Below are 12,634 nucleotides of genomic sequence, written 5' to 3' on the forward strand. Positions count from 1 at the left end.
ACAATTAGCGCCCAATTTTTAGCAGGTAAGGCTGTTTGGTCTTACTGAATATTAGTATTACGAGTAAGGTGGTTATGCAGGTACATTTGAGTGCGCTAGGGTGTCGATTGAATGAGGCGGAGCTTCAGAACTGGGCAAAATCGTTCCAGCGTTTGGGTTTATCCCTAACTTCTGAAGCTGATGCTGCAGACCTGATCGTGCTTAATACCTGCGCAGTAACTGCCGAGGCGGCTCGCAAATCTCGTCAGACTGTGCGTCGCTTTCACCGTGCTAATCCTCAGGCTCGTAAAGTAGTTACCGGTTGCTATGCCTCGCTGGAGCCAGAAGAAGTTGCTCAGATCATGGGTGTTGATCTGGTGGTAGCCAATGAAGATAAAGATGTCTTAGTTGAACAGGCCAAACAGCTTCTGGATATTCCAGCTATGCCGGAATTTGCTACTGAACCGGGCGAAAGCGCTCTATTTGCCCGTAATCGCGAACGTGCATTCATTAAAATTCAGGATGGCTGCCGTTATCGCTGTACCTACTGTATTGTCACGGTCGCGCGTGGAGAAGAGAAAAGCCGTACGATTCAGGATCTGATTGATGAAATTAACCAGTTACACGCCGAAGGTGTTCAGGAAATCGTATTGGCAGGAGTGCATGTAGGTGGTTATGGTTCAGATATTGATAGTAGCTTGTATAAACTAGTAGAAACAGTATTGGCGGAAACCGAAATGCCAAGAATTCGCTTTGCTTCCGTAGAGCCATGGGATCTGGGCGAAAACTTCTTTGAGCTATTTGCTAATCCACGATTAATGCCACACATGCATTTACCTATTCAAAGTGGAGCGGATAGCGTTTTAAGACGCATGTCTCGTCGCTGCAAAACCTCATCCTTTAGCGAGTTGGTTCATCAGGCAAGAACTCAGGTTCCAGGCTTTAATGTCACTACCGATGTCATTGTTGGCTTCCCCGGTGAAACCGATGAAGAGTTCGAACAAACCATGCAATACATCGAAGAAGTAGGTTTTGGTCATATTCACATCTTTACTTATTCAGACCGTGAGGGTACCAAGGCCGCGCGTCTGCCCGGCAAGATTAGTAAAGAAGTTAAGAAGGAGCGAAGCCATCGTTTGCATGAGTTGGCGGCAAAATTGAAAGCGAAGGAGCTTGAACAGCAGGTGGGTATGACAGTACCAGTGTTGTGGGAAAGCTCTAACCAGTATACAGAAGATGGTAATCAGCGTTATTTTGGTTACACACCCAACTACCATAAAGTTGCAGTTGAAATTCCAGCTAACCTCAGCCCTGAGCGCTTAATATTGAATACCCGAATTGATAGTATCGATGCTGAAAATGGTTTCTTGAATGGAGTAATAATTGACGAAGTTCCACAAAGAGAATCACCAGTCATTGCTGTAAAAACAATCGGCTAATATTTTTCAAAAAATAAAAAGGGGCTAATTCAGCCCCTTTTTTAATTGCTACTTCGGACAGCTTAGTTATCAGCTGTTTCCGGTTTTTCAGGTTTCAGGAATCGCTCGGCTTCTTTGTTGATGACTTCAAGTTCTGCTAACAGCTGTTCGTGTAACTCTTCAAGCTTGTTGTATTGTTGTTTTTTGAGAAGGGTCTCATAAACATTACTGAGGTGCTTTAGCTTTGGTGTGCCGACATAGCAACTGGCACCATGGAGTTTGTGTACATGTTGCAATAATTGATCAAAGTCCTGAGATTGGTAGGCGGCATGAATATTACGACCCGTTTCAAAGTTTGAGTCTACTAGCATTTTCAGCATATCTATGGCTAGTTGCTCATTATTGTTGGCCAGCTTTAAGCTTAAACTCCAGTCCAGAGATTGATTACGGTTTTCGTCCTCGCTCTCTTGTTCTTGAGTTGGAGTTGGATTGATATCAGAAGCTGCCTGAGTCCATTTCAATAGCAGGTTAACTAAGGCCTGTTCTGAAACAGGCTTGGTCATGTAGTCATCCATACCGGCTTCTAATAGCTGCTCGCGTTCACTCGCCATGGCATGGGCGGTCAAAGCAATGATTGGAGTATTGAGGTTAGTACGATTCGCGCGGATAGTACGAGTGGCTTCCAGTCCGTCCATTTCCGGCATCTGAATATCCATTAGGATCGCGTCGTAAACTTTGTTTTTACTCAGTGATACTGCCTGCATGCCACTTTCTGCTGCATCAACTTTGATGTTGAGATCCTGGAGCAGGGTGGTGACCAGACGCAAATTCGCAGGGTTATCATCAACTGCCAGTACATAGAGATCTTTTAATAAACTGGCATCACCTACCGGTACTTCAGCAGGTTCCTTGCTGGAGTGTATCGAAGGCGTTTTCAATAGCTCGATTAAAGAGTTATAAAGAGCTCGGTGGGTGACCGGCTTGGTCATGGCTCGGTTTACACCTATTGAGTGTAAATGCTCAAGGAAATCTGCGTTGCCAGCTGTGGTGAATGTAATGACTGGGCAGTAAAGTTGTGTCTGTGCTTTGTTACAAATATATTCGAGCTGCTGTTGGCGGCGACGGAAACGTTGGCCGCCGATAATGATTAATTCAATGCTTTTACCGCTTTGACTGTAGAGATCAATTTCTGTCATCAAATCATCAATTTTATCAAAGGAGCGGACCAGCATTCCCCATTCCTCAAGAATCTGAGTAATAGACAAGCGAGTTGATGGGTGAGGGTCAAATACCAGCACCGATTTGTTGGCAAGAAACTCACCAGTTAGACCATCTTCTGGTAAAGCATCAGTTCGTTCGCACTGCAGGGTGAACCAGAAAGTGGAACCTTCGCCCTGGGTACTGTTAACGCCAATATTGCCGCCCATTTTCTCGACCAGTGATTTAGATATCACCAGTCCCAGTCCAGTGCCACCGAATTCGCGCTTGGTCGAGCTGTCGGCCTGGCTAAAGGCTTTAAACAGGTTACGTTGTTGATCCTGTGTCAGACCAATGCCTGAGTCCTTGACCTGAATTTTAAGCTTAAGTCCCTTTTTGTTTTCTGACTCTACTTCAGCATAAAGCTCAACGCTGCCAGACTTGGTAAACTTGATAGCGTTGTTAACCAGATTGGTAATGATCTGTTTGATACGAATTGGATCACCAAGAAGTGCTTTAGGCACATCTGAATAAATTAGTGATACCAGCTCAATACCTTTTTTGTTGGCGTTCGGGCCAAGCATTCGAAAAATGTCGTCAACACATTCGCGTAAGTCGAATGGATAGCGTTCAAAGGACATCTTGCCCGCCTCGATTTTCGAGTAGTCAAGAATGTCATCAATAATTGATAAGAGGCTGGTAGCTGAGCGTTTAATATCAAACAGGAAGTCTTTCTGTTTATTGTTAAGCTCAGTTTTTAACAAGAGTTCGGTAAAGCCAATAACACCGTTCATCGGGGTACGAATTTCATGGCTCATGTTGGCCAGGAATTCGGTTTTAACTCTACTGGCTTCCAGCGCCTGACGTCTAGCGATATCCAGTTCGAGGTTGTTAACCTCAAGGGTTTCCAGTGTTTCGCGTAAATCTTCAGTGGCCTGATCAACCGCCAGCTGCATCTCATCCTGATTGTGCTCCATATTTTCAGCCATCAGGTTGATACCTTCCTGCAGGGTAAGCAGTTCAGCGCTTGCTTCTGATTCAATGCGAGTATCCAAACGGCCATCTTTGATGCGATTAATGCCCTCAACCATTTTCTCAATCGGAGTAGTAACACTCATAGACATTCTGCGCGCCAAAAAACCACCAATCAGCAAACCAATCAAGGTAATGAATAGAGTTGTAAGAACGGTGTTATAGCGGCTGATTGCAGAAAATTCATCAGTCATCATTACCGCGACATAGCCTAGAAGCTGTGCGTTGGCCTGGCTATAGTTCTGCCAGGATTCATATGTCTCAGGAAACTTTGAAATGATGGGAGCGTAAAACAATTTGCCCTGTTCGCTTTCAGCGGTTCGGGCAAAACGCATTAAATTATTAGATGAACCAGAGCGAGCCAGAGAATAAGGATTATCAATGCTCATCACACTGAGAGTCTCTGCGGAGCCAACAGAAGCTAATACGCGGTTGTTCTGATCAAAAATTGCAACAGCTATTAGGTCCTTGTCATTATCACGTGCAGCTTGCGCCATTTCGGCAAGGTTTTTTTCGTCGAGGGTAATTAGACCATATTCACTTGCTAATGCCAGGTGAGTTGCAATAGTTTTTCCACGTGCAGTTAGCGAATATTTACTGTCGTTAATATGGTTACTGATGAAGAGGGTTCCCAGTAACAGGGCAACCAAAATGGTTGGCGTTAACGCCAATGTCATAATACGTTTACTGATTCCCCAATCTTTCATCTATTGTTCCATTTCATAATAAACATTTTCTAACATCTCGATCTGACCAATTAACTCACCTAAAGTCAATTCTGAAAAACCGAGCAACCTGGCAATTCGGCGGTTTGCATCCAGCACAAACTTGTCGGGGTATTGATACCGCTCTTTTACCAGCCCATTTTCGATCTGATAGATTAAACCAGCAGTCTGTTCGCCTATTGTATAGGGCTTGCTGAATAATGCCAGCATCGCGCCTCCCTGCAACATGCTGGGTGAATTGCCGATCACTATCACTCGATGTCGGAAGCTGTTGTAGAGTAACGACTTTCTTGAGCGTCCAGGAGGGTAAATTCGATCAGTATCATGCAGCATGATTCGACAACAATTGATCAATTGATTGATAGCATCTTGGGTCTGGAGTCTGGGCTTAACTATCAAGGATTTATAGGGCAAATTAAAAAAACGTGCCATCGATTCATAACGCCCTTTCATCTGCGAGTTATCCTGGCTGAAAAATGTTGCTGTCTGCGCCTGATAGATATTCAGGCTTTTGATGAGCGCAAAGTATCGTAGTAAAGGCTGCTCATGAGTGATGGCATAAAAGTCATCATGCGGATTTTGGCGCATGGACTCTATGCTATCGGCAGTATTCATAAGTGCAATAACCGGGCGCTTGGGCTGCTGCCTCATTATGTGTTCAAGCGCTTCCTGTCCAACGGTGATGATATAGTCTGCTTCTGAGTTATTGATATAGCTGGCCCAGTTGGGTTGTTTCTGCCAGAACAACAGGTTTTGCTTAAGGCCCAGGTCGTACTTTTCTTCCATGGTTTGTCTTAGTCCAAACAACAGTTCTTGTTCCTGTGGGCTGGAATAGGGTCCTAGAACATCCACAGAAATGACCTTGCGACTTGGGTGTTCTGCCACAGCCATGGGTACTGCCAATACAAGGGCGAGTATCAAAGAGGCTATGCTAATCCATGGCAAAGGTTTCAAGCGGCTATTTCTCCAAGCTTTTTCTGGCAAAGTCGTTATAATGTGGGGCTTTCGTTGCATAATCTACCTTGCCCTATGGATATAGGCAAGTACAGGCCTTTTGCTGAACTCAAAGAAGCCGGGCAAAGGCAAAAATTAGACCAATATTATGAATATATTTGTATTTGATATCGAAACCATTCCAGACATAGAAACAGGACGTCTTCTCAATGAGTTTGAGGGCTTGTCCGATGAAGATGTGGTAACCGCGATGGAGCATCTTCGTTATCAGCAGACTGGCACCACATTTCAGCCTTTGTATCTGCAAAAAGTGGTCGCCATTTCTGCCGTGTTTCGCCACGGCGATAAACTGACCGTCTGGTCATTGGGTGACGAACAGGCAGATGAGAAAGAGATTATTCAGCGTTTCTTTGATGGCATTGACCGTTTCACGCCAACTATCGTCTCCTGGAATGGCTCAGGCTTTGATTTGCCAGTGCTGCATTATCGTGCCATGAAGCATAATATTGCCGCTCCTAAATATTGGGATACGGGCGAAATGGATAGTCAGTTCAAGTGGAACAACTACATCAGCCGCTACCATAGTCGTCATCTGGACTTAATGGACGTGATTGCCAGTTATAATCCACGCGCCAATGCGCCGCTTGATAAAATTGCCAGCATGTTGGGCTATCCCGGAAAAATGGGCATGAGTGGTGCTAAAGTCTGGGAAACCTATCATCAGGGCAACCTTAAGGCGATCCGCGATTATTGTGAGACAGATGTATTGAATACCTACCTGGTGTATCTGCGTTTTGAAGTGATGCGCGGTAATTTAAGTCAGCAGGATCTGGAAGCAGAAGAACAAAAGCTTCGTGACTATCTAAGGAGTGAAAATCAGCCGCATTTTAATGAATTTCTGGAAGCCTGGGGTTAATACTGGCCTTATAGGCCTGAGAGCATCAGGCATCCCTTTTATCGAATTTAATACCTATCAAATTGAGAGTTAATCATGGCAAGAAGACGTCGTAGAAAGCCGTTACCGACCGAACCCGTACGAGCAAGCATCCATGCCTTTTCCCACGAAGGGCGTGGCATCTGTAGCGTAGAAGGCAAAACGGTTTTTGTAGACAACGCCCTTAAAGGCGAAGAAGTATCCTTCCAATACACTGAAAAGCGCGGCAAGTTCGATGAAGGGGTTGCCATTGAGATTCACAGCGCTTCTGAGGATCGGGTAACTCCGCCTTGTGAACATGCGGATATTTGTGGTGGTTGCAGTCTGCAACACATGAGCAATCCTGCCCAGATAAACCACAAGCAAAATGTGCTGGTCGAGCAATTCGAGCACTTCGGTGGCTATTCGCACAAAAATGGTGATTATGAGCTGGTCGAGCCATTGCAGGCAGACGTTCTGGGTTATCGTCGTAAGGCACGTCTTGGTGTGAAATATGTGCCTAAAAAAGGTGGAGCATTGGTAGGCTTTCGTGAAAAACGCAGTAACTTCCTGGCTAATATCGATTCATGTGTAGTACTCGATCCAAGGGTCGGCCAACTGATCACACCTCTAAAAAACATGATCAGTGAACTGGACAGCAATGATAAAACGGCTCAACTGGAAGTTGCCATGGGCGATGACCAGGTCGCATTGGTTGTTCGTCATCTGGTTCCGTTAACCGAAAAGGATCAGAACCTCTGGATCGAATTCGGTAAAGAGCATGGGCTCTATATCTATCTGCAACCGAAAGGTCCGGATACCGTTCATTTGCTCTATGGCCCAGACACGCGTGACTGGCTGTCGTATCGTTTTGATGATTATGATGTAGAAATGCTGTTCCACCCGATGGATTTTACTCAGGTCAACGCCAGCATTAATCAGAAAATGGTCAAGCGCGCCATCGAGTGGCTCGAACCCAAAGCAGAAGACCGTATTCTTGATTTATTCTGTGGTCTCGGCAACTTCACCATTCCATTAGCTACTCAGGCACAAAATGTGGTTGGTGTTGAAGGCAGCGAAGCCATGGTTGAGCGCGGACAGATGAATGCCAAGCACAATAATCTAAGCAACGTTGAGTTTCATGCCACCAATTTGCAAGATGACTTCACCCAGGAAGAATGGGCGCAGCAGGGTTTCAATAAAATACTGATCGACCCGCCCAGAAGTGGCGCACTAGATGTAGTGCAAAACATTACCCGTTTTAATCCAGAACGAATTGTCTATGTATCCTGCAACCCGGCAACACTAGCGCGCGATGCAGGAGAGTTGAAGGAGAGGGGGTATAAGCTGGTGAAGGCGGGGGTTATGGATATGTTTCCGCATACTTCCCATACTGAATCCATCGCTCTTTTTGAAATGATCTAGTTTTAAATAGTCTTTTTCTCCCAATACTGCGTTATAAGACTTATTTGAGGTGCTCACGGACAACTAGTCCGCTCCGCGCCTCAAAAAGTCTTATGTCTTGTCTTGAAAGAAAAGTCCTGCTTTAAAACCATGCCGGGAAGAGCGTCGCTGACTTTTTATGCTTTGTTATAATTCTCAATGACCTTCTAGGTCACCTCCGCTCTTTCGCAACTCTTTGCCGCGAGCTTAAGCATTTTAGTTATTTCTTGCAGTTATTAGATATTGTGATTTTTTAATTTTGCCTCACCTAAAGCCATTTTATCTCCCTTTCAGGTTCAACCGTGTTGTCTTTGCTGTTGGTGTGCCTTGTCCCACTGAATAATGACTTATTGTAATGTTTATGTATCAAGGCAAGCCCTACTAATAATTTGAACCTTTAACCCAAACTAAGCACCAATACACTTGCTTACACCCTGATTACTTTTCTGTACTTCCAATAAAAACCAATACTGCTAATATAGCTCTTCAGTATTGGTTCGTCATATGAAGGTTTATAAACAAGGACTTAATTAGAATCTGTCATGAAACGCAAAGATCACGATATATTTGAGCTGGTTGAGAATTCTCAGTTTTCGTTTGAGCAGTGGCTTGAGCTTAATCAACTGACGGTTGAAGGTAAGCCGAAGTCTAAGTTGCAGAAAGCGGTTACTATGGCCCAGCAGAATGTATCGGTGACGCCAGTTCTTAAACTGAATACTTTGGCGGCAGGTCTGGAACTAGCTGAGGTACTGACCCATTTCAATGCAGATTTCGATACTTTGACGGCCGCGGTATTATTACCTTCTGTGATTGCTGGCTCGATTAAGGTTGAATCCATTAAAGATAAAGTGGGTTCGACTATCGCTGGTCTAGTAGAAGGTGCGGGTCAGATGGAGGCCATGCGTAGTCTTCAACAGCAGACTGGCGCTGAGAATGACCACCAGCAGGTGGAAAGCCTGCGCAAGATGCTTCTCGGTATGGTGAACGATGCCCGGGTGGTGTTATTAAAACTTGCTGATCGCGTGGTTTCATTACGTCATATCAAAGATGCCAGTCGTGATATTCAACTGACCTTCGCACGTGAAACTAAAAATATCTTTGCACCACTGGCTAATCGTCTTGGTATTGGTCAGCTAAAGTGGGAGCTTGAAGATCTGGCTTTCCGTTACCTTGAACCTGAAGCCTACCTTTCTATCGCGAAAAGCCTGAAAGAGAAACGTGTTGATCGCGAACGCTATATTGAGGATGTTCTTCAGCTTCTAGAGAAAAAGCTCAAAGAAGAAAATATAAAAGGAGAAGTTTCAGGCCGCGTTAAACACATCTACAGCATCTGGAAAAAGATGACCCGCAAAAATGTTGGCTTTGAAGAGATTTACGATGTTCGCGCGGTCAGGATTCTGGTCGAGCGGGTTCAGGACTGTTACGGCGCTTTGGGTATTGTGCATGGAGAGTGGCAGCATATCCCAAAAGAATTCGATGATTATGTGGCGACGCCTAAAGAGAATGGCTATCGCTCGATTCATACTGCCGTTGTAGGGCCAGAAGGAAAAATTCTTGAAGTACAAATTCGTACTTTCCAGATGCATGAAGAGTCCGAGAAGGGAATTGCCGCGCACTGGGCTTACAAAGAGGGCGCTAATCTGGCTAAAGCTGGTGTGGATGAAAAAATTGCCTGGATGCGACAGCTGCTGGAGTGGCAGAGTGAACTGGCAGATGTAAATGCTGATGAGTTGATGCAGGAATTCCAAAGCTCGGTTTCTGAAGACCGTGTCTTTGTTTTCACGCCCCAAGGTAAAGTTATCGACTTACCGGCTGGCAGTACACCTATTGATTTTGCGTATCGTATTCACAGCTCGATTGGTCACCGCTGCGTGGGTGCTAAAATTAATGGTCGTATCGTGCCGCTGACTTACCAGGTGCACACTGGTGAAGTTATCGAGATTATGACCCAGAAGGAAGAGTCGCCAAGCCGCGACTGGTTGATTCCACATAATGGCTATATCAGTAGTAGCCGTACCCGCCATAAAATTCAGCAGTACTTCAATAAGCTGGATAAAGAAGACAATGCCAATGCTGGCAAACTGTTGCTGGAACGAGAGTTGTCACGTAACGATTTGGCAGCAGTGCCTCATCAGGAACTGGCGCAAAAATTGCATCTTGCCAGTGATGTAGAAATGTATACCAAAATTGGTACTGGCAATCTCGGCATTATGCAGGCACTTAATCGCGCCAAAGAACTTTTGGAAGCGAAAAAGCCTCAACGCGATATTCAGCCGACTCTTCGCAAAAAGTCGAAACGCAAATCTTATAATGACGTTTCAGTGTCCGGAGTGGGGGATTTACTAACCAGTATTGCTAAATGCTGTAAACCCGTTCCCGGCGAGGATATTATTGGCTATATCACACAAGGTCGCGGAATCGTCATTCACCACAAAGACTGTACCCATGCAAAAAAAGCTCTTAAAGATAAGCCTGAGCGGATTATTCCGGTGCAGTGGGAAGCAGAGTCGACCAATGCTTATGCCGTGGATTTAATAATTACTGCCTTGGACAGAAAGAGTTTGCTGAAAGACATCACAACCGTGTTGGCCAATGAAAATGCTGGAGTGACTGATTTATCAACCAGTAAGCGTGGCGAGCAGGTTCAAATTAATATTGAAGTTGAGCTGTCACAGCTTGAAGATCTGCAGCGCGTCATTACACTGCTCAAGCAATTACCGAATATTTTCAAAGTCGAACGTCGACGTGGATAAGTTCTTACAATGAGTGATAAAACAGTTTTAACCTCTCTACCACAAACTCACCGCTTGCTAACTATTATGCAGGCACTTCGTGACCCTGTGTCTGGTTGTCCCTGGGATCGCAAACAAACCTATGCCACCATCGTTCCTTACACCCTTGAAGAAGCTTACGAGGTTGCCGATGCCATTGAGAGAGGGGACTTTGAAGAGCTACATGGCGAGCTGGGAGACTTACTGTTTCAGGTCATCTTTTATGCCCAGATTGGGCAGGAAGAAGGGCGCTTTGATTTTGAGTCGATTGCTGAAAAAGTCTCAGACAAACTGGTCAGCCGTCATCCACACGTATTTGGTGATAAAGCTTTCTCTACTGATGAAGAGCTGAAAAAGCACTGGGAACAGCAGAAACATCGTGAGCGTCAGGGCAAAGATGAATCCAATACCAGCTTGCTGGATGATTTGCCCAAACACTTCCCAGCCTTGTCTCTAGCCCAGAAAATGCAGAAGCGAGTCGGTAGGCACGGCTTTGACTGGCCTGAAGTCAGCGGTGTGATTGAAAAGATTGAAGAAGAAATTGCCGAGCTTAAGCAGGCTATTGCCAATAATGACCAGCAAAATATTGAAGAAGAAATTGGCGACTTACTGTTTTCTTGCGTCAACCTATCGCGTCACCTGAAAGTTGATGCCGAAGCTGCTTTGCGAAAAAGCGCGCGGAAGTTTGAAGCTCGTTTTAGAAAACTGGAAGACTATCTTGCTCAGAGAAGTTTAACTGTGGATAGTGCAACGCTTGAGCAGTTGGATGAGGCCTGGAACGCGGTTAAGCAGGTATAGAAGGTAGCTACCCCTTCGCCAAAATCCTATCCAGGTGATTGGCAAAATTCATGCGATCAGATTGACTCAAAGGTGGTGGGCCTCCGGTATGAATGCCACTGGAGCGCATGGTGTCCATAAAGTCCCGCATATTGAGCCTTCCTCGAATATTATCTTTCTTGAATAACTCACCTCGCGGACTAAGAGCCTGGCAGCCTTTTTCAATCACTTCTGCCGCCAACGGAATATCAGAAGTGATAACCAGATCGTCTTTTTCCACACGTTGCACAATTTCATTATCAGCCACATCAAAGCCTGAACTGACCTGTATTGCCTTAAGGTAGGGCGAGGGTGGTGTGCGAATGAACTGATTCGCAACAAGCGTCAATTGCGTTTTAGTGCGTTCGGCAGCACGAAATAGAATGTTTTTAATGACGACAGGGCAGGCGTCTGCATCAACCCAGATTTTCATGGTGATTCCAACAATACAATACTTCGGTTATTTTATATCATTTCATGCCAAGCTACTGTTTATTGATTAAAAAAATTACCTCTATCGCTGACTGTCGTAAGGGCTGCCGTAAAAATGTCGTAACTATTTAATTAAATTTTATTTATATTAGAGCTTCATTCAGGGGAACAGAGTACAAAGATGAGAATCAACTCAGAATTGGTAAAGCAGCTACGCACGGAGAAACATTGGTCACAGCAACAATTAAGTGATGCCTGTGGTCTTAACTTACGAACCATTCAACGTTTAGAGAGTTCAGGGAAAGCCTCTATTGAGTCCATACGGGCTCTTGCTTCAGTGTTTGAGGTCTCACCGGATGATTTAATTCTTACGGATAATGGAGAGTCGAAAATCAATGAATCTCCCCTGTCTATCTTTGCTGCTACCAAATATTGCTTACTCAATTATGCGAATTTTGAGGGTAAAGCCTCCAGAGCTGAATATTGGTGGTTTTTCCTGTTTGTTTTGCTCATCGCGGCAGTGTCACTAGTGTTGCATGAGAAGTTGTACCTGGTTATTGGCATTTTAACCTTTATGCCTTTGGTAGCTGCCGGTACTCGGCGCTTAAATGATATCGGGCATAGTGGTTGGTGGCAGCTTCTGTTTTTAGTGCCTTTTGGAGCTGTAGCAGTGTTGATTATGTTGGCTTTGGGGAGTCAAACTCAAGAGCAGGAGTTTGCTGGCCAGGAATAGTAGCTTCGTACTCTGTTTGATGAAAGGCTATAACTAACTTATTGCCTTTCATCTCCAGGCTTCCAATTTTCATCATCAGTAATTTTACAAAAACTCCTCGCCAATGCTCTGACCTTTTTGATATACTGCCTTCCCGTCTTGAGACCCTTTCTTCTCATCGACATTTGGCCGAGTTCCTTGGCCAATTTAAAGTGTGTCAGAATTCGAAAAGCTACAATATA

Annotated in this window: 9 protein-coding genes; 6 read left to right on the top strand and 3 right to left on the bottom strand. The window is 44.9% G+C overall.

Features of this window, described 5'->3' with window-relative positions; translation table 11 throughout:
• Window positions 1–74 precede the first annotated feature (74 nt).
• Window positions 75–1,418, top strand: coding sequence for a tRNA (N(6)-L-threonylcarbamoyladenosine(37)-C(2))-methylthiotransferase MtaB (gene mtaB, locus CW740_RS03845; protein ID WP_106646299.1), 1,344 nt, complete (start codon window positions 75–77; stop codon window positions 1,416–1,418).
• 62 nt (window positions 1,419–1,480) lie between these two features.
• On the opposite strand, the gene barA is transcribed toward mtaB, so the two are convergent.
• The gene (barA, locus tag CW740_RS03850; RefSeq protein WP_106646300.1) at window positions 1,481–4,333 is read right to left on the bottom strand and encodes a two-component sensor histidine kinase BarA; all 2,853 of its coding nucleotides are present in this window, start codon (window positions 4,331–4,333) and stop codon (window positions 1,481–1,483) included.
• Window positions 4,334–5,365: a type 1 periplasmic-binding domain-containing protein gene (locus CW740_RS03855; RefSeq protein WP_227523892.1), complete on the bottom strand. Its 1,032-nt coding sequence runs from the start codon at window positions 5,363–5,365 to the stop codon at window positions 4,334–4,336. It lies immediately after the preceding gene.
• A gap of 88 nt (window positions 5,366–5,453) precedes the next feature.
• On the opposite strand from CW740_RS03855, the gene CW740_RS03860 reads away from it, so the two are divergent.
• The 4 genes from CW740_RS03860 (at window position 5,454) to mazG (ending at window position 11,230) form a co-directional block, all read left to right on the top strand.
• The gene (locus CW740_RS03860) at window positions 5,454–6,221 is read left to right on the top strand and encodes a 3'-5' exonuclease (protein ID WP_106646302.1); all 768 of its coding nucleotides are present in this window, start codon (window positions 5,454–5,456) and stop codon (window positions 6,219–6,221) included.
• A gap of 75 nt (window positions 6,222–6,296) precedes the next feature.
• Window positions 6,297–7,643, top strand: coding sequence for a 23S rRNA (uracil(1939)-C(5))-methyltransferase RlmD (rlmD, locus tag CW740_RS03865; protein ID WP_106646303.1), 1,347 nt, complete (start codon window positions 6,297–6,299; stop codon window positions 7,641–7,643).
• Window positions 7,644–8,203: 560 nt separating this feature from the next.
• Window positions 8,204–10,414, top strand: coding sequence for a GTP diphosphokinase (gene relA / locus CW740_RS03870; RefSeq protein ID WP_106646304.1), 2,211 nt, complete (start codon window positions 8,204–8,206; stop codon window positions 10,412–10,414).
• Window positions 10,415–10,423: 9 nt separating this feature from the next.
• The gene (gene mazG / locus CW740_RS03875; RefSeq protein WP_106646305.1) at window positions 10,424–11,230 is read left to right on the top strand and encodes a nucleoside triphosphate pyrophosphohydrolase; all 807 of its coding nucleotides are present in this window, start codon (window positions 10,424–10,426) and stop codon (window positions 11,228–11,230) included.
• Window positions 11,231–11,237: 7 nt separating this feature from the next.
• Here mazG and CW740_RS03880 read toward each other — a convergent pair whose 3' ends face one another.
• On the bottom strand, window positions 11,238–11,681 hold the full coding sequence (locus CW740_RS03880) for a YaiI/YqxD family protein (RefSeq protein ID WP_106646306.1): 444 nt from the start codon (window positions 11,679–11,681) through the stop codon (window positions 11,238–11,240).
• 180 nt (window positions 11,682–11,861) lie between these two features.
• Here CW740_RS03880 and CW740_RS03885 point away from each other — a divergent pair, with 180 nt between their 5' ends.
• Window positions 11,862–12,413 carry a DUF805 domain-containing protein gene (locus tag CW740_RS03885; protein ID WP_106646307.1) on the top strand — a complete coding sequence of 184 codons (552 nt, stop codon included), beginning with the start codon at window positions 11,862–11,864 and terminating at the stop codon, window positions 12,411–12,413.
• The last annotated feature ends 221 nt before the right edge of the window (window positions 12,414–12,634 follow it).

The sequence above is a fragment of the Kangiella profundi genome, from assembly GCF_002838765.1.
GTDB lineage: Bacteria > Pseudomonadota > Gammaproteobacteria > Enterobacterales > Kangiellaceae > Kangiella > Kangiella profundi.